General features: G+C 58.0%; 19 protein-coding genes. 6 read left to right on the forward strand and 13 right to left on the reverse strand.

All coding sequences use genetic code 11. The features are described 5' to 3' along the window. Positions 1-57 precede the first annotated feature (57 nt). The 4 genes from VWY34_RS00200 to VWY34_RS00215 form a co-directional block, all read right to left on the reverse strand. A complete protein-coding gene (locus tag VWY34_RS00200; protein WP_416539561.1) occupies positions 58-498 on the reverse strand; it encodes a hypothetical protein in 441 nt (146 codons plus the stop codon). Between the two features lie 6 nt (positions 499-504). After that, the gene (locus tag VWY34_RS00205; RefSeq protein WP_416539562.1) at positions 505-1,563 is read right to left on the reverse strand and encodes a hypothetical protein; all 1,059 of its coding nucleotides are present in this window, start codon (positions 1,561-1,563) and stop codon (positions 505-507) included. A gap of 93 nt (positions 1,564-1,656) precedes the next feature. Beyond that, entirely contained in the window at positions 1,657-2,850 is a 1,194-nt protein-coding gene (locus VWY34_RS00210) for a vanadium-dependent haloperoxidase (RefSeq protein ID WP_416544962.1), read from the reverse strand. Between the two features lie 265 nt (positions 2,851-3,115). Continuing rightward, on the reverse strand, positions 3,116-4,573 hold the full coding sequence (locus VWY34_RS00215; protein WP_416544964.1) for an SLC13 family permease: 1,458 nt from the start codon (positions 4,571-4,573) through the stop codon (positions 3,116-3,118). A 90-nt stretch (positions 4,574-4,663) separates the two neighbouring features. On the opposite strand from VWY34_RS00215, the gene tsaA reads away from it, so the two are divergent. The 5 genes from tsaA to VWY34_RS00240 all read left to right on the forward strand — a co-directional run bounded on the left by tsaA (position 4,664) and on the right by VWY34_RS00240 (position 10,318). After that, the gene (gene tsaA / locus VWY34_RS00220) at positions 4,664-5,329 is read left to right on the forward strand and encodes a tRNA (N6-threonylcarbamoyladenosine(37)-N6)-methyltransferase TrmO (protein ID WP_416544966.1); all 666 of its coding nucleotides are present in this window, start codon (positions 4,664-4,666) and stop codon (positions 5,327-5,329) included. Positions 5,330-5,536: 207 nt separating this feature from the next. Beyond that, the gene (locus tag VWY34_RS00225) at positions 5,537-6,967 is read left to right on the forward strand and encodes an ABC transporter substrate-binding protein (protein WP_416544968.1); all 1,431 of its coding nucleotides are present in this window, start codon (positions 5,537-5,539) and stop codon (positions 6,965-6,967) included. A gap of 4 nt (positions 6,968-6,971) precedes the next feature. Further along, entirely contained in the window at positions 6,972-8,012 is a 1,041-nt protein-coding gene (locus tag VWY34_RS00230) for an ABC transporter permease (RefSeq protein ID WP_416544970.1), read from the forward strand. Beyond that, a complete protein-coding gene (locus VWY34_RS00235; RefSeq protein ID WP_416544972.1) occupies positions 8,013-8,822 on the forward strand; it encodes an ABC transporter permease in 810 nt (269 codons plus the stop codon). It abuts the gene before it with no gap. After that, on the forward strand, positions 8,819-10,318 hold the full coding sequence (locus VWY34_RS00240) for an ABC transporter ATP-binding protein (RefSeq protein ID WP_416544974.1): 1,500 nt from the start codon (positions 8,819-8,821) through the stop codon (positions 10,316-10,318). Before VWY34_RS00235 ends, VWY34_RS00240 begins: the two co-directional genes overlap by 4 nt. Here VWY34_RS00240 and VWY34_RS00245 read toward each other — a convergent pair. The 6 genes from VWY34_RS00245 to VWY34_RS00270 form a co-directional block, all read right to left on the reverse strand. After that, positions 10,315-10,872, reverse strand: coding sequence for a gamma-glutamylcyclotransferase (locus tag VWY34_RS00245; RefSeq protein ID WP_416544976.1), 558 nt, complete (start codon positions 10,870-10,872; stop codon positions 10,315-10,317). The genes VWY34_RS00240 and VWY34_RS00245 overlap by 4 nt on opposite strands. Positions 10,873-10,958: 86 nt before the next feature. After that, on the reverse strand, positions 10,959-11,645 hold the full coding sequence (locus VWY34_RS00250) for a M23 family metallopeptidase (protein ID WP_416535437.1): 687 nt from the start codon (positions 11,643-11,645) through the stop codon (positions 10,959-10,961). Continuing rightward, a complete protein-coding gene (locus VWY34_RS00255) occupies positions 11,642-12,223 on the reverse strand; it encodes a hypothetical protein (protein WP_340547630.1) in 582 nt (193 codons plus the stop codon). Before VWY34_RS00255 ends, VWY34_RS00250 begins: the two co-directional genes overlap by 4 nt. A 41-nt stretch (positions 12,224-12,264) precedes the next feature. Further along, positions 12,265-13,458, reverse strand: coding sequence for an acyl-CoA dehydrogenase family protein (locus VWY34_RS00260; RefSeq protein ID WP_416537978.1), 1,194 nt, complete (start codon positions 13,456-13,458; stop codon positions 12,265-12,267). A 23-nt stretch (positions 13,459-13,481) separates the two neighbouring features. Next, the gene (locus VWY34_RS00265) at positions 13,482-13,898 is read right to left on the reverse strand and encodes an acyl-CoA thioesterase (RefSeq protein ID WP_416535439.1); all 417 of its coding nucleotides are present in this window, start codon (positions 13,896-13,898) and stop codon (positions 13,482-13,484) included. Positions 13,899-13,934: 36 nt separating this feature from the next. Further along, positions 13,935-14,537, reverse strand: coding sequence for a prephenate dehydratase (locus tag VWY34_RS00270; protein ID WP_416535440.1), 603 nt, complete (start codon positions 14,535-14,537; stop codon positions 13,935-13,937). 104 nt (positions 14,538-14,641) lie between these two features. Here VWY34_RS00270 and VWY34_RS00275 point away from each other — a divergent pair, with 104 nt between their 5' ends. Beyond that, positions 14,642-14,812, forward strand: a complete 171-nt coding sequence (locus VWY34_RS00275) for a hypothetical protein (RefSeq protein ID WP_416537979.1) — start codon at positions 14,642-14,644, stop codon at positions 14,810-14,812. 253 nt (positions 14,813-15,065) lie between these two features. Here VWY34_RS00275 and VWY34_RS00280 read toward each other — a convergent pair whose 3' ends face one another. From VWY34_RS00280 to VWY34_RS00290, 3 genes are all read right to left on the reverse strand, one after another. After that, entirely contained in the window at positions 15,066-15,758 is a 693-nt protein-coding gene (locus VWY34_RS00280; protein ID WP_416544978.1) for a glutathione S-transferase family protein, read from the reverse strand. Positions 15,759-15,944: 186 nt separating this feature from the next. Then, positions 15,945-16,835, reverse strand: a complete 891-nt coding sequence (locus VWY34_RS00285) for a LysR family transcriptional regulator (RefSeq protein ID WP_416544980.1) — start codon at positions 16,833-16,835, stop codon at positions 15,945-15,947. A 283-nt stretch (positions 16,836-17,118) separates the two neighbouring features. Next, a complete protein-coding gene (locus VWY34_RS00290) occupies positions 17,119-18,042 on the reverse strand; it encodes a LysR family transcriptional regulator (protein ID WP_340547636.1) in 924 nt (307 codons plus the stop codon). Positions 18,043-18,060 lie beyond the last annotated feature (18 nt).

Consider the following 18,060-nt stretch of genomic DNA (forward strand, 5'->3'; position numbering starts at 1 on the left):
CGCAGCATGTAATCTGAGGTGATACGGTGCAGCACCTGCTGCGCCGTTTGATGCCTGTCAGGGAGCTTTGATCAACAGCGTTTTGACAAACATGCCTCCCCCCGGTCGCCCCAGAACGCGATGGTCCTGCGCCCGCAGCGAGACGGTGATCTCATGCGTCCCGCTTGGCAGATGCCCGATCACGATATGAGGCTGGTAGGCGGTTACGATCTTCTCAGCACCCAGATGGACATGGGCATGGCCGCGGGCCAAAGCCTTGGCCTCGCTGATGCAAAGATCGGTAAACACGAAATTCTCAACCTCGATTTTCAGATGCCAGCCATCGACTGGCGTGTAGCTCGCTGTAACATCAAGCTCGGGTAGCGGGTGATCGTCTGGCAGGGTGGCGAAGAGTGCTGCCGGCAGCTCGTCGATCATCGCCACAAGAGGCAGACCGGCGCAAATGGCAATCAGCGGGGCCGAGGCGAGCATGCTGACGCTGAAGACGAATTTCAACATCTATTCTCATACCGTCTGGGGTGCACCAAGGCGATGCGGCCGTCTCAATAGGTCGACAGGCGCCCCACCGTGCAGCAGGAAAAACAGGAAGACGCCGTAAAGATTGCCGTGCAGCAGCGGAGATTCTGCCAGGCTGACGGCAAAGAAGGTGAAGGCGAACAGAAGGAATACTGCGATTGGCCGGATGAGCTGCCCCAGCGCCAACAGCACACCGGCGACCAGCTCGATTGCCATCATGATCAGCGCGACAAACGGCAGCGGCAGTCCAAAGAACCATATGTTGCCGTGCTCGAGTATGGCGATCAGCAGCGTCGGTTGAAGGAATTTCACTAGGATGGCAATGGTTGCAAAAGTTCCGCCCATGGTGACTTGAACCAGACACCAGACCAAACCGGGGGCATTGGGCAGAAGTGCAGGGAAACCTGGCGGCAAGTAATAATCGACGCTAAGTGACCCGCCGCCAAAATGCAGCAGCAACAGCGCGGGGGCGGCGAAATGGAAGCCGTAGTAGGCGATGAAATCGAGCGAGAAGAGGAGACTGCCAAGGGCGACAAGACATAAGATGCCGAAGGCGGCGAACCGTGTGCCGAGACCGAGCACCAGAAAGACCGATGAAATCAGTGCAGGCAGGGCCAGCCAGTCCCAACCTGGGATCAGAGCCAACTGCATGTCTGGCACGAAGAGCGTTGGCGTGCTCCACATCTCGGTTCCGTGGCGCGGCAAACCTCCAAGCGCGTTCAGACCGACCGTCGTTCCCAGTCCGATCCGCAGACATAAGGTCCCCCAATCGGCGCTGCATTTCTGCAGGGGCTTACAGATGCGGTCCTCCCATGGGCGCAGGATTTGCCCGGCAAGGACCATCGCAAAGATGGCGGTTGCGGCAAGACACGCAAAGCCGATCAGCAGGATCGGACTGCGAAACAGGTCCGGTACCGTCGCTTGAGAAAGCGAGAGAACTTCGTCAGGCGTAAGCAGCCAGGGTTCATGGGCGATGGCTGGATCGCCGATCAGGACCAGCCCAAGGCTCAAGAAAGCGGCCATCTGTGCAGAATTAGGCTGCGCCATGGTCTGGCTCCTTGGCTGGATACGTGCGGTGACCGGATCAAGCACCGCGGCCGTAGCCCCGCAGCAGGCAGATTACTTGCTGCGGGGGAGGGATTATTGCGACAATTTGGTTGAGAGGATACCGGCGCAATCGGCACCGCCCCCGCCGCTCACGGCCTGTGCGGAGGCTACGGGTGACAGAAACTCAGCGCTGATATAGCTGCCGATCTGATAACCCAGCATGTCGCCGACCGTGTTGGAGCGTCGATAATGAACCCCTCCGATGACCCGCGATTCTGCTTCTTCCTCCGCAAATTGGGCAAAGGTTTGATAGCTGCGGCTATAGCCATCCTTGCCTTCAAAGCTAAAGGTGAACTCATCGGCGCCGAATACCGCTTCCATCACCTGCTGGGCAGCGCTGCCACTGGTGCAATGCTGACAGGGGTATTCCGGGTGCATCGGCGCCGCCACCAGCGGCGCCCAGCCGTCCATGGTGTCGAGCTGCGGATGATCGTACCCGTTGCCAACCGCGGCCAGCGCGGTTTCCGGCCGCCAGAACTGGTAGGTGTATTTGGCATCGAACCCGGCAACCAGAGCGTCGGTCAATGCGATATTCAACAGCGCCAGGGTTCGCGCTTCCTCCACCAGTGGCAGGGCGCAGGCGCGGCTGCTGTCACGGGCGATCTGGTTCCAGGCGCCTGATCCAGACCCGGCGTGAAGCTTCGCGATTGCGATAAGATCAGGATCGGTTTGCGAGGTGGAGCCGCCGAGTTGCGCGACTTCTGCCAGATCACGCTGGAATTGCATGCTGTCGAGCTGTGGCGGTGGCGGGACATCAAACTGCTTTGCGGAGGTGAGTGCAAAGGGCTGCATGTGTCGAATTTTCGGAGCAACCATCGGACGTTCGGAGGTAGGCTGATAGATGCCATTTTCGCCTGGTCCGGGGGTGAAGTCGTTTGCGAAATCAGCGCCGTCGGCGGCGCGTTTGTCCAACACCGCCTGCGCAGCTGCGGTACCGAGCCGGATCCCCGCTGCGCGGGCGGTTGAATCTGTCACCTCGGCGAGGACAGTCTCAGCCGCCATTGCCAGATCTGCTGCGCGCTCGGGTATCAGCTGCTGCATTACGGTCAGGGCCGCTTGCGTTACCGCTGCGCGTCTGTCCGCAGTCGGATCCTGCGCACCGTCGTAGGCATAGGCATTGTATGCGCCATCAACGGCGTTTGCAGCGTCAAACATGGCGGCATGCAGCAGCGCCAGCGTGCGCTGGCGCTGCGCGCCGGGCCATTTTTCCTCAACGACGAAACGCATCGCGGTTTCTTGCCAATCGGCAGCCAGCTCAGCCTGCGCCGGTCCGCTAACAGAGAAAAGAGCGGCTGTTGCCAAACTTGCGATAGAGGCATGAGAGAGCAACTGGTGGCGCCAAGGGGTCAGGGTCAACATCGGAGTACCTCGTCCGTGATAAGTGCAGCTATAGGTAGAAATGCTTTGGCCGCTCGTACAAATCGAAAGTCCCGAAGGCGCCCCTCAGGTTTTCTTCTGGGGGCGCCTTCTACGCGGTCAGGTGGCCAGCAACTCAGAGCATGCCCAATAGGTGCCACCACAGAAGATCCAGCGGGGCAAGCAGCAGAAGGCTGATGAAGAACAGGCTGAGACAAAGACGGATTATTGCTTTGGCTGGAAGGTTTCCGGCCTGAATGGCAGCGACCAGCGGCGGCGCCTGAAAGGGTAGGAAGACATTTGAGAAAGCCACAACCTGCGTCATCAGAACGGTTTCCAACGGCAGGCCGGTGGCTTCTGACAGCTCACCGGCGAGCGGAGTCATTACGGCCGGGACACCGGGCAGATTGGTAATCATCGCGACCAGTGTCGACAGCCCGATCAGGATAGATGTGTTCCAGACCGGCCAATCCGCGGCAAAGGCAACCGTTCCAGTGACCGCACCAACCACGGCTTCGCCCAGACCCGCCGACGAAATGACGGCGCCCAGCCCCATGATGCCGGCGACAAACAGCAAGGCCCCATAGCTCAGATCGGTGTTGATGCACCCCTTGCGTGTGAGATTTGCACCAGGCAGCAGGCAGATCAGTGCAGCTGCCATACCCACCCATGCGGGTGACACCATATGGATCTGGTCCGTGAGCCACAGCAACAGGCAAAGCGCCAGTACCAGGCTCAGCGCCCGCTCCTGCCGGCTGAATGGTTCAGATGTGGTTGTCGGCGCGACGCTATGGGGCGGTATCCGGTCGGGGAACATCATCAGCGCAAGCCCGACCAAGACTGCCGATTTCACAACGCCAAGCACCGGAAAATGCAGCAGGAGATAATCGAAATAGGAGATATTGAGTCCGTAAATGGTTTCCGCCATCCCGACGAGGATCATGTTCGGAGCATTTGCAGGCAGGATGGTGAAGGCCGGAGCAAAGGTGCCGAATGTAGCAACCGCCAGCATCCCGGTCCGGCCATTTGATGCCGGACCAAAACCGACGCGCTCAGCCAAGGCGGAGATTATCGGAAGAAGGATCATGATCCGCCCAATCGAGGATGGCATGACAAAGGCCAGCGCGACCGAGAAGACGACAATGCCACTCAGCAGGCCGCCATAGCTGCGCAGGGGCAACAGGGCCAGCACGCTGGCGGCCCGCTTGTCGAGGGCCGTGTGCTTGATCGCGGCACCGAGGACCAGGCCACTGAAGAGCAACCAGAACGTAGAAGAGTGAAAGCCCGAGAATATCGTCTCAGGTGCAGCAACTCCCAATACGACGGCGACGAGAAAGAACGCCAGAGCGGTCCAATATTCAGGGACGAGGCCAGTCGCCCACAAACCGATTGCGCTCACCGCGAGTGCCGCGACGATGGCCAGGTCCGGGGCGAGGTGGACCCAGGTCGCGAGCGCCGCGAGTCCGGCACAGGCGAAGATCAGCAGCAATGTCCACAGTGATCGCCCCGTACGAAGCAGCTGCGGTAGCGTGTGGCTTGTCGGCGGCATTGGCGGTGTGGATTTCGGGGCTGCGGGGTGGCTTTGATCGGTCATGCGTCTGAGGGTCCTATGGTCGCTTATCAGGACACGATATGCCGCCGGATCAGGGTGCGAAGCCAATCGTTTTATCGGAGACGGGGTCTCATGAATTCCAAAGGCTCCGCTGACCTCAAGGTTCCACAACAACTAGAGCGTGCCCTCAGAAAAATGGAGGTCACGCATCCGATATTTCGATTTTACGATGCCCGGACTGCGTCATATCAGAAAGAAACCGTTCGACGGTGGCCCGCCCAGACCTGTGCTTTCAGGTCCGCCAGCCCTTTCCCTCCCCAAGACCGATTGCGAGACGCCATGACTGATGTGATGCAATTACTGACTGTGCCATCCGACACGTTTCAAATCAGACCGATCGGTGTGATCCGCACTGGATTTGCAGAGGTCAAAGAATGCCCGATGTCAGGACGTCGCAACCCGGCAACCAGCCGGATTGAAGTGGCGCCCGAGTATCAGGCTGCATTGCATAACATCGAGCTCGCCTCTCATCTTTGGGTTCTCTACTGGCTGCATAAGTCCGACCGCAGCGCTTTGGTACGCCAGGCGCGAGGCAGTCAGGTCGCAAGGGGCATCTTTGCCAGCCGCGCGCCAAACCGGCCAAATCCCATTGGATTGAGCGCGGTGCAACTGCTGGATCAGTCCGATGGCGTGCTGACGATCAGCGGACTGGACTGCATCGACGGAACCCCGGTTATCGACCTGAAACCTGTTGTTCCCGAAGAAGATGCCCGCCCAGACGCGACCATCGGCTGGTAGCGCGTCTCCTGCGAGTGTTTCGGTAACGAAGAAAGTGATGCCATGTTTTCAGTCTACCGAATTGTACGCCATCGTTGCCCTGCTCGTATTGCCGCGATCGGGCTCGCGCTCGCATGTTGGTCTACACTTGTCGCGGGAGAGCTGAAGGCCACGGAGCCGGAGCGGCTTGGGCACCTGGTCATCACTGACAGTAAAGGTGATCGCGGTATGCTGGCGCCTTATGTTCATCGAAAAAATGGCATCGGCTATCTCTATACCAGCTACATCTTCGATACGCTGATCGGGCAAGACACGGACGGAAATCCGGCTCCGGGCCTCGCCAGAGCCTGGAGCCGATCCGAAGATGGATTAAGCTATCATTTCGACCTCCAGCGGGACGCGGCATGGCACGATGGCACCACGGTCACAGCTGAGGATGTTGCGTTTACTTTCCGCTATATGGCTGAACATCCTTATATATTTGGATCGGTCAAATCCGTTGACCGGGTCGACGTTAGCGGACCGCACGACCTGCGGGTGCACGTCAAACGCGCAGAATACGGTCTGATTGAGGGCCTGTTTTCCGCAGTGCCGATCCTGCCCAAGCATATCTATGAAGGCGTCGCGGATCCTTTCCGGTTTGCAGCGCCAGAGGCTGCGATCGGAAGCGGCCCCTATCGCCTGACAGGTTATGACAAGGCGCAGGGGCGTTACCTGCTTGAGGCGACCGGAGAGCATCCTCTTGGTAAGCCCCGGTTTTCGCAGATCCGGATCGTCCGAATGGGGCCAGATGCCGCGCTGCAGGCGATGGGTGCCGGTGAAGTTGACGTGATCTCATACCTGCCTCCCGAGAGGGTCGCCGAGGCGACAACTGCTGGCTTCCATGTCGCAACAGCCCCCAGCCATCATGTGCTGCGGCTGGGTTTCAATCATCGCGGCCGGTTTGTATCCAAGGACCTGCGTCAGGCGATTGCCTATGCGCTTGACCGTAACGCGCTGCTCGCCATCGCATATCCGGGCGGCGCGGAACTTGCTGATACGGGATACTTCCAATCCGGCTCCAGGTGGCACAGCGATGATACCACCGCTGCCTACACCTATGATCCGGCTCTGGCCCGCAAGATGCTGACGGCGGCGGGATGGATCCGGAACGGTGCAGGCAGGTGGCTGGCTCAGGGGGATGAAATTCGCCTGCGACTGATCACTGATGGGCGCGAGGTGAAACCGGCCAGAGTGATTGCCGAACAGCTGGAAGCTTTTGGGTTTTCAGTCGATTTGCGGGTTATGGAGGTTGCCTCTTTGCACAGCCTCGTTGCTGACGGGGACTATGACCTGACGGTGTTCTCGTCCAGTACGCTGGGAGATCCCGGCAATATCAAGCGCCGCGTCTTTGGTCGGGGCTGGAACAGCGACCGCTTTGCGGCGGATCCTGAAATGGCGGCATTGATCAAGGCGCAAGCCGTAGCACAGAGTCAGGATGAACGCCGCAAAGTGCTGGCCAAGTTCCAGCAACTCTACGCCGATAATCTTCCCTCTTACATGCTGGTGAACCCGCTGATGGCAACTGTTTTTAATGACAAACTGTCTGCGCCATTCATGCCCGGCGGTGTGGCAATCGGGATTCCGTCGGCTTTGCATAAGTCCATATTCCTGGAGTGATCAGGTGGCCAATGTCTTTTCCATGCCGCTGGAGTTGGCACCGGCAGAGTCGTTGGATGCCGGACCGTCGGCCGCCGGAATAATCACGCGGCTTCTGAGCGGGCTTCTGCTGCGATTTCTGATTTTCTGCGTTGTCTTGGTATTATGCGCGATCCTGACGCGGATGTTGCCCGGCGATACGCTGGAGGTCATGCTGTCAACGGATCTGGCACGCGGTCTTGGGTCGGGCGAACTGGACCGATTGCAGGGGCGCATGGGTCTGACCGGAGATATCGCCTCCCAGGTCTGGCGTTATGCAAAGGGCCTTTGGGCTGGTGATCTGGGCTACTCAATTCCCCATGCGGCTCCGGTTCTGCAACTTCTGCTCACGGCACTGCCCTGGACCGGATTGCTGATCCTCGGAGCAACTCCGATCTTCGTTATCGGGGGTGTCCTGACGGGGATCGAAGCGGGTCGGTTGCCGGGTGGTACTGTTGATCGGTGGGTCACACCGGTGGTCACGCTATTGGCGAGCCTGCCGCCGTTCACCGGTGCGGTCCTGCTCCTCCTGGCCTTTGGCATCCTCTGGCCGGTTCTGCCAACCGCCGGGGCTGAGCCGCTGCTTCCTGCTGCCGGACCTGTGGGCGGCGCTCTGGACATTATGCGCCACGCCATCCTTCCGACGCTTGCGCTGGCCCTGCATGAACTGGCACGGTTCTATTTCTTAGCTCGGGCCGAAACGCTGACGCTGGCGCAACGGGATTTCGTGCTGAATGCGCGTGCGCGGGGCATTTCACCATGGAGGCTGAGATGGGCCTATATTGGCCTCAGCCTGATACCTGCGTGTCTCTCACGGTTGAGCGACACGCTGACCGGGTTGATCACAGCTGTGTTTTTTGTGGAAATCGTCTTCTCCTATCCCGGTACAGGTTATCTCATCTACAGTGCGATCTTGGACCGTGACTATGATCTGCTGCAGGGCGCAGTCGTTTTCATGGCGGCTTTCGTGCTTCTGGCGAATTGGATTGTCGATGGTCTGGTGATCCATCTCGCGAGGCGTGGCTGAATGCCGTTGGTCCTTCGGCAATGGTGGTTACCCGCCAGCGTCATGGTGGTTTGCCTTGGCATCTGGTTTGCTGGGCAGGCAGGACTTCTTGATTATCGCAGCAGCCGTGATGTTCTGATTGCTCCCGGATCAGCGCATTGGCTGGGTACGAACGAGCTCGGGCAGGATGTACTGACCGGGCTGATACTCGCCACACCAACGACTCTCGTTCTAGCTGTGGCAACAGCCATGGCTACCTCCACTGTTGCGATTGGTGCAGCAAGCCTTGTGGTGTTTTCCGGGCAGTTTCTGTCTGGAATGGTGCTACGGATCGTTGATGCGGTGCAGGTCGTGCCGACAATGCTGGTTCTTCTGCTCTTCGCAGCCTTGTTAAACCCTGGGTTTTTATCTCTTTTTTTGATTTTGGTTATAACGGGCTGGAGCGATGACGTGCGTGTCGCCGCTGCGGTCTTGCGCAGGGAGCGACAGCGCGAAAACATTCAATATGCGCGCGCTATGGGGGCAGGGTGGCTCTATTGCTGGCGCTGGCATCTGTTTGCCGCGCTGCGTCCCTTATGCGGGGTATTGATGGTCCAGAACATAAGGCAGGCGGCACTAAAATCGTCCGGGTTGGCGTTCCTCGGTCTCACGGATCCGCGATTGTTAACCTGGGGCAGCATGATGCAATCGGCTATGGACCAACTTTATAGTGGCGCCTGGGTCTGGCTTCTGTTGCCGCCGGCCGCACTCCTGTCGCTGCTGCTGCATGTCACGCTGACCATGGGCGACAGGAGTCTACGCTCCGCTGCTGTGCCGGAGTTTTCCTTGTGATACGGGTCGAAAATCTCTGCCTCTGGCACGATGGTCGGGAAATCCTCAAGGGTGTCTCTTTTGAGGTGCCACGCGGACGTACGCTTGCGCTTCTGGGGGCTTCTGGCAGCGGCAAGACCTGTCTGGCGCGGCTGCTGGTGGGGATCCTTCCAGGGTGTCACGTCGAGCAGGCCGTCCGCAACAGCAACGGATTTCGTTGGTCGGGACGGGCTGAAGTCCTGGGCGTCGATATGCTGCGGGCGACGGTGGCCGAGCGGCGTCGGCTGCGCCAGACAGACATAGGCCTCATTGTGCAGGCGCTGTCTGACGCGCTGAACCCTCATCAGACAGTTTTGCAACATGTTGCGGAGCTGCTGCCGCGTTCTCGCGATCGGAGATCGCTGGCGATAAGGTTTTGTAAGCGCTTCAATATTCCTCAGCGTCTCTTACATCGTTATCCGGCCAATCTCAGCGGCGGAGAGATTCAGCGCGTGCTGACAGTGCTTGCGCTGGCTCGCGATCCATCGGTTCTGATCCTCGATGAGCCTACAGCGGCCTTGGATCATGGCAATCTGGGGTTGGCCGTAGCCTTGCTGGAGCAGGGCAGACCGCGACGAAGCCAATTGCTCATAACCCATGACCTGTATCTGGCCGACAGAATGGCAGACCGGACGGTGACGCTGCAAAATGGCAAATTGCGTGATCAGGACAGGGTGATTATTGGATCCAAGGTCGGCGGAGGGCGGCGTAATCTGGCCTCTGTTCCACGACGGCCTGAGGGTCGAGGAGTTGCTCCGTTGGTCCCACGTCCTCAGGCGCTTCCAGCGGATCCATCGGGCTTGGTCGTGCAGGACCTGTCCTACTGGCGCAACGGAACGCCTCTGTTGCGCGGCATCTCTACTCTGGTCAGACCGGGTCATTGTCTGGCTGTCTCAGGTCCGAGCGGTTGTGGCAAATCCACATTGGCGCGTCTGATTTCTGGCTATGAGCCGCTGCAGGCGGGTCGCGTCATGTGGCGCGAGGCAAACGCCGCGCAGCCCAGAGCGTGCCGGATGTGTGAACTGGCGTTGGTGTCGCAGCATCCCCATCGGGCGCTGGCCCGCCACATGACTGTTGATCAGGTCATGCAAGACGCCGTCCGGCTCTATCTGCGGACCAGACCAGTTGGCGACCGGTACGATGTGCAGGCTCTGCTCGATAAGGTCGGCCTTCCGCACAGCGATCGATTTCTGTCGCAGCGCGCAGCGGATTTGTCCGGAGGTGAGGCACAGCGCCTGGTCATTGCACGCGCGCTTCTGGCGCGGCCGCTCTGTCTGATTGCCGATGAACCCACTGCCTTCTTGGACAGCGGTAGCCGCGACACTATCCTGCGCCTGTTTCGAAGTCTGATGGTGACCGAAAGGCTTGCGTTGGTCGTGTTTACGCATGATCCCAAGGTGGCGGCAGCCCTGAGTCACGACATTCGGTTTCTATCGGAGGGTCAGCTGCGGATCAGCCCTATGGGAGCGGTGGCTTAGAGCAGGTGGCTGCCGGCGCTCTGTGCTTGCAGGGTCTTGACCTCGGCTGACAGCCAGTCGAGGTGTTCATCGGCAATACCAAGCGCGCGCAAATGATCGGCAGTGTTCCACAGGTAGTCGCAGTTGGGGCCGCGTTCCCCGGCTGCCTGAGCAATGATTTCGGCCTGGCGGGCCAAGCTGTGATTGTCATATTGCTCGTGGTCACGATTGACGACATAGGTGAGCGCTTCAACCACGCGGCCGTCGACGAGTGTCAGCGGGGCCGTAATCTCGCGATACGCGGGGTTGAACAGCTCACGTGCGCGAAGGTCCTTCAGAACCTCGGTTTCCTGGCCAGATTGCACCGCGAGAGCGACGCCGTTGCAGATCGCATCATCCGCGGCGTCCAATGCGAGGACCAGACCCGGTCGTGCAAAAGTCCCGCGATATCTCAGAGAGTTCAGGCAGAACCGTCTTTGATATCCGGCCAGCTGTGCCGGCAGTTGCTCGGCAGGTTCAAATCCGGGGTCCCAGATCAGCGATCCATAGGCAAAGACCCAAAGTGTATCGGACATTTTCTTATTCCTTGAAGCGGTCGCGCTGACACCCCCGAATTGGAAACGGCGGAAGAGGTCAGGGGCCCCCTCTTCCGCCAGGCAGATCAGTCTGTCAGTTGGCGATACGAGGTCACCAGACTGCTGTAAGGGGGGACAAAGACTGAACGCGTTTCATCGCCGATCTTTACGGTGTCCTTGACGTCGAAATGCAGGTGGATCGGCAAATCCGAAATCCAGGCATTCGACACTTTTCCAAGGCGATCTCCTTTGGAAACTTTGTCCAGCGGGGCCACGGCAAGATCGTCCATATTCATGTGGACATAGCGATAGAGAGTGCCGGATGGGGTTTGCAGGGTCAGGGCAAACCGCCCGACATGGGCGATCACACCATCTTCAACCGCAACAGCCCAATGGGTGTCGGCCTGACAGCTGGCAGGACGAATGTCCTGGCCCTGATGACCGCCTGACGCACAGACCGGCAGATTTGACCGGCGCAGTTCACAGAAATTGTCGCGCCAGGGATAGCTGTAGTTGACAGTGTCGCACTGGCTTCCGCCGTTGCCCTTGAAACCACCGGGTGCGTAGACATGGGAGTTGGCATAGGCCGGGCCATCCTCCAGCGGGAAACGCATCTCTGGATAAAGAACGGCACCAATTGACAGGCCAACCCCGGTATCCTTGATCAGGTCGCCCGGCGCCTTGAACCGATCGTCCGCCTGTGCCTGTGAAACGGCGGCAAGCATTGCAATGGCGAAGGCGGCAGCCGCCAGCCTATTTGCGCGAAGCATCATTGTACCGCCCCCTTCACAACAGTGACGGTCTGCGCCAGTTCGGCGAGATAACCGGGTTCAATACAGCGCACATCTTCGGTTGGGGCATCACAGGTGATCCGCAAGGTATAGAAACCGCCAAATCGGCTGAACATATGATCTGCACCGTCGCCGGTGGACTCATATGTACGGGCCTCATGTTTGAATGACAGGCCCGGAACCTCTGCCAGAAGTGTACGAGCGCCCATCACACTGAGCTGGGCGCCATCCAGCCGATAGTAGGCGCTATAGGCATTTTCCTGGCCGCGAAACGCGGGCAGTTCAACCTTTGCATCGGTACCGAGGATAAGGACGGGCAAGGTCACATCGTCCAGTCCGGCAGGAGCGGTGTCGATAAATGCGGCGATCAATCGCTGGTCGCTCTTGCTTGCATCCGCTTGCGCGGTATTGGCCGCGCCCCAATCAATGGTATTGACGACGCGGTTTACGGCCTGCTCCTGCGGTTTATCAACCGCTACGGCTGGTAGAGACATCAGGACCAGGGCAAGGGCGGCAGAAGGGAACACGCGCAGGCCGGTCGCGCAGGTGGATGAGGGCATCATCTCTCTCCAAGTAGTGTGCATTGAATAGTCACCCGCAGCTATGCGGGCTCTAGAGTTTTCGACGTCGTAGACTCTGCGACTTTCCGGGCTTTTGCATGCAGCCGCGTCATCTGGCCAAATATGTTGCGACGGTGCATTTCCTCGGTGCCGCCAACGCTGCAAAAGGCCAGTGCGTCCCGCAGGAATGTGGTCACCTGGCCCTCGTGGTAGCCTTTGCTGCCATAGAGCTTCATCAACTCCATTGCGCCTTCCACGATCGTATCTGCACCGACCAGTTTCGAGATCGAGCAGGTCATCGCGGCCTCAGGCGCACCGCTCAGCAGCTGGTGCAGGGCGGCGTAGGACACCCATTTTGCACTTTCCGTGCCGATACGGATATCCGTCAGTTTCTTCTGGATGTATTGATGTTCGATAATCGGCACGTCGAAGGTCTTGCGTTTCTTAGAGAAATCAAATGCTTCGGCAAGCATCGGTTCGATGAGCCAGGCCGCCACCAACCCGTAGTAGAGGCGCCCCATCGAGACGATATTGACCAGATTGCGAAGCCCGGCTCCCGGTTCTCCCAGAAGATGGCCGTAGTGCAGCGGAACATCGTCAAAAGTCATCTGACCGGTCGGCAGGTCCAGATTGCCAAGCTTGCGATCCTGTGCGCCAATTTTGAGGCCGGGGCTGTCGGCATCCAGCAGGACCAATGAGATACCTTCACGGCCGTGATCACTCAGCTTGCAGACCACAAGAATGAAACTTGCGACCGGCGCATGTGCGATATTGTATTTTGCCCCGCTCAGACGGAATGTCTCATTCGGGCCGGGGGTCAGCAAGGAGGAAGTCGCACGTACATCGGTGCCAGTATCCGGATCAGCAATCGCGGTAGCGCTCAGCTCTCCATTGAGGATACGGCCCAGATATTCGCGCTTTTGGCTGTCGCTGCCGTAAAGATCGAGCGCCCGGACCATGCCTGCCTGGGCGATCACCGAAAGCAACATGCCAGGGGTGCGCAGAGTGGCGGCAAGCCCCTCCAACGCAGCGGTGAAGCCCCACCAGTCCCGGCCATCGCCACCATATTCGCGTGGTACGATCATCCGCCACAGACCTGCGGCGGTCAGCCGATCCCAGGTCCGCTGGTCAAACGCACGGCGGCCAAGGTGCAGTTCGTCCCGGTCGGCCATTTTGCCGATCGCGGCAAAGGCAGTTCGGGTCTGCTGCTGTTCGGCTGTCCATTCCAAATTCATATCATCGTCCTCAATACAGGGGGTCAGGCGCTTTCCTGAAACGTAGCAACAGCTTCTTTGAAAGCATCCGGCACGGGGTAGGTGGCCTGCTTGCCGTAGTCGAACATGACATGAACAGACTTGGCATTGGCGACCACGCGACGATCTGCATCATCAATGTGCATCACATGCTCCATCTCGAAGCTCTTGCCGCCGAAGCTGACCACACGGCTGCAAACCACCAGATTGTCACCGTAGAGCGCCTGCGAGATGTAATCGCAGGATGTCTTGACCATGATATGCGGCAGCTTTTCGGATTTGGGCAGCTCTAGGAGGTCGTGCATGTATTCCAGATATGCCGACTGCATGTAGTCATAATAGACGGGGCTGCTGACGTGACCCATCGAGTCGGTATCGCGGTAACGAATTTCTACGGGTGTTTCGAAGGCTTTGTTGGACATGGGGTCTCTCCTATTGGGGTTCGATGTAGCGAGGGTTCAGGCGTGTTGGGTGCAATCCTGGCAGGCCCGCTTTTCCAGCGGTCCGTGGATTGTGAAGCCCATCGGGACGGGGCCGAATTTCCGCAGGATGGAAAGGCCGAATTTCTCGGCCGCGCAAAGCGTGGTGATGCAGCCGTCGACATTGCCAGCCGCGCAGTCGCGTGCCGCGATGACATTGCTGGAGACAAAGCGTCGCTCGACCGTGGCCGGGAGCAGTTTTTCGGGCGCAGGATGGGTCGCGCAGGTCATTGGCTCAGCCCCGGTGCGGGAGGCCAGAACCATGTTGTCGGTATTCATGATAAATACATCCAGCAATTTCATTTTCTGGATGTGTGCGTAGATGATGGAGTGGAGATGGGGGTAGGCGACAACCCCGACCAATACAGCTCCGTCCTGGCAGGCTACACTCTCAGCGGCCTGTTCCATCGTCCGGTGCAATTTAACCGAGGCGCCGTGACACCGACGTAATGCCCAGGAAATAGCTGCTCGCTCACAATTCGTTCCGGTAGGGCCAAGCGTATGGATCTGTTTAACCCAACCAAAGGTTTCAGATTGCGGAATATAATCAGCGTTAACGCTGTTTTCGATTTGGAGATCCATTGCGTATCTTTTCCGCTATGTGTCGATGCTAACTTTGCAATGACCAAATTTCATCCATTTGCTCAAATAAGTATTTGAACATCTACTCGAACTATATTTTATATGTGACTTTGATTTTTGCCTTTTATCGCGGCAACTCTACTTCATATGCGCTCGCCGAATCTCATTTCACTGACATCATCGAAGCGGCAATGGCTTCGCCGAACAATTCGAAAAAACTGATGCTGTTCCTCAGCTATGGTGAGGAACAGTCCATAACTCGAATAATGACATGAAAAGCAGGAAACTGGTCGCTCAGCTCACGCGGTTATAGCTGAGGCTCGATCACCTACAGGCGGAAATCTTCCAGACAGGCCTGACCAGTAAGGTGGTGCATAAAAACCGAAGCAGCCCGCCTCCATCCCACGGTCTGGAAACAGGCTGTAGCTGCGCGCCATATCTCGCACGCCGGGCGAGCTTCCCGACGTGCAGGCGGTATCATAGCGGTGACGGTCGTCGATGAGAGGAAGCCGACAGCCGGTTGCGGTCTCAGCTGGACCGGGTCGGGTCGCGACCAATCCCGCCGAAGAGGTCGAGACAGCGCTCAAACCAGCTGCCAACGATATCATCACGCTCGAGCAACGGGTTAGATGTGCAGACGCTACACCATTGCAGTGTTCCAAAGAGCGTGTAGTCGGCGTAGGCAGGCGTTGTGCCTGACAACCAATCCTGCGTGCCGAGCAAGTCACGGACAGGCGCTAGTTTCTCTGGCAGCGCTGCGCGTTCGCCGTCGGCGCCTTCGGCCATGGCTTCCAGTGGCATGCCAAACCTGCGCTCACGGGCAGCGCGGAAATAGGCTTGGTCATCGGGCGACATCAGGTTGTGCATATCCATGACAGCAATCGTGGCAAGGCTGGGATGAAGGACCGTTTTGCAGTAGCTTTCGACAAAACGGGTCAAGGCGATCGCTCCCTTGCCATCAAAAAGATTGGGAGTATCGGTATAGGTTTCATCCAGATACCGAGCGATATCAAAACTTTCTCCCAGCACCGTTTCTCCATCACGCAAGACGGGCACACTGGTAAAGCGACCATCCTCAATAGCAGTGATGTCGCCAAATGAAACAGGGACAAGATTATATTTCAAATTCTTGTGCTCTAAAGCCATGATGACTTTCCAGACATGTGGCGAATAGTGACGTTTACGATCTTCGCCACAAAGGCTATAGAGTTTGCGGTCCACTGAGGTTCTCCTGTCTGAGAAGTTAGCATCTAATATTTTCGGCTGATTTGGAATCGCGCTGCTATATATAATGAAACCTTACGTCTCATTATGGTTTCATCAATATAGTATTTTGATGAAATAACGTGGCTTCTATTTGTGATGCTGGCTCAACGGGTGAAACCATTTGGCTGGCAATAGAGCTGGTCAGGCCGAGATGGCCATCCTATCTGTATCCAGCAGATCGCGAACGGCGCTGATGATGGGGTCTTGAGTGCGGTTGGCGAGATGAGCGAAGAGAACGCGTGTCGATTTGCGGACTTCTCGCAGCAGAGCGATCTCTCCACTCGGGGGTTCGGTTCCTGCGCTGCTGACGTGAACCAGACCGATGCCAGCACCGCTTGCGATCAAGGCGCGTGTAATAGTCTCATCATCGACATTGATGATCCGGGCGGGTTGAATGCGGTTTTCCTTAAACAGGCGCTCCGCGATGCGTCCACAACACGAACTATAAGTGGGGTAGATCCAAGGCATAGCCTCCAGCTTGTCCCAGTCAAGGTCCGGACCCGGCGGGACCAGATCAGGAGCGGCCGCAAGGTAGACGCTGAAACGCGATATTTCGAGGGTTTCAAGGTCATTCTGGGCTTCGTCAGGGTCGATAAAGAAACCTGCATCCAGGCGACCATTACGGATATCGTCCAACACACTTGAAGATGTGCCATGTTGCAGGGCAACTTCGAGATCTGGAAAGTTCTTTGAAAGATCAGCGAGCAGGCGGCTCACCTCGGTCGACCCCAGGTTGCGCCCGGCGCCGACTCGCAGCTGGCCGGCCAAACGCCCACGCAACCGCGAGGCCTCTTCCAGAAATTTCTGATGATTATCAAGCAGCTGCCTAGCCTCTACCAGAAGCCGCTGTCCGTCGGTGGTGACACTCATCCCGCGCGGTGTACGCTGGAATAGTGTCAGGCCCAGCGTGTCTTCCATCGTTTTGATATGGGCGCTGACGGCCGGTTGACTGCGAAACAACAGCTCGGACGCGCGCGTGATACTGCCTTCCCTTGCCACTGTGACAAAGGTCTTGAGTTGACTGATATCCATGGTTACCCCTTCAAATGCCATAGGGCGCATCGAATGCCTGCGCCTCTATTAGATGGCGCGCCACCACCCCTGGCTGACGCGCGCGAGACAACTTTTATGCCCTCTTTGCGAGAAGTCAAAACAGAAACACCCGCAATGGATGAGTTGGGCTGTATTCCGCCGGTTAGGAGAGAAACGTCATGGCGAGCGCCTTTTTGCCTGCCCTGGATTGCGAGGGGTTCAAAACATTCCTAGCATGAGGCCGACCCGTAACAGTCAGATAACAGTCCGCGCGTTGTTGTTGTCAGCCGACGATCGCTGCACTGTTGCCCATCTTGCGCCAAAGGCTATTCAATGTGGGTTTGGTATTCTCGGTCTCGCGGTACAGACGAACCGAAATTGGCGTGACAAACGACTCTCCGCCGGCAAGCGCCAGACGCCCATCGCTCAATTCATCCTCGCACAGCTTGCGCGGCAGCCAGCCAAGGCCGAACCCCTCCAGGATCATCGCCTTGACCGAGTTCGCGAGAGAGTTCTGGTTTACAACCAGCAGATTTGGAGGCGAGATTTGCTGGCGCAAGGTGTGATCCAGAACCGATCTCAGCGCGGATGCGCTGCCATAAGACAGCAGCGGAATCTGTCGTTTGGTATCGCGGCCGAGGTGGAAAAGCGGGTGTCCACCTGCATCCGTTTTTGACACCGGGATGAATTCATCCTCTGATAGCGTCAAGTAATCGCATTTGCTGACCTCCAGCGGCGACAGGAAATCCATTGCGGGATGCCAGTAGGTCAGGATCACGTCGCAATAGCGCTGCTGCAAGGCAGTGACGAATTGATCTGCCGCCCAACTGGTGGAGTTGAGATCGACATCCAACCCGCCGGCCTCCATCAACGGTTCGATATGGTCCCGGAAATGGGTCATGTAAAGCGACTGAGATGACGCAAAGCGGATGACATTTTCCCCCGCAGCGTCAATCGTTTGGCAGCGTTCCAGCGTCTCGGAGTAGGTGCGTAGGATGATTTTGGCCTGCGATAGAAACACATCCCCAGCAGGCGTCAGCGACAGCGGGAAGGTCTGTCGATTGATCAGCTTCACACCAACCTCATCCTCCAGGGCGCGGATACGCCTGGAGAATGCGGGTTGGCTGACATTCCGCTCTTCTGCAGCACGCGAAAAATTCTTGTGCGTTGTCAGCGCTTCAAAGTCTCTGAGCCAGATTATATCCAACTTGCCTAGGTCCGTTCT

Source organism: Phaeobacter sp. JH20_02, from assembly GCF_048056915.1.
Lineage (GTDB): Bacteria > Pseudomonadota > Alphaproteobacteria > Rhodobacterales > Rhodobacteraceae > Phaeobacter > Phaeobacter bryozoorum.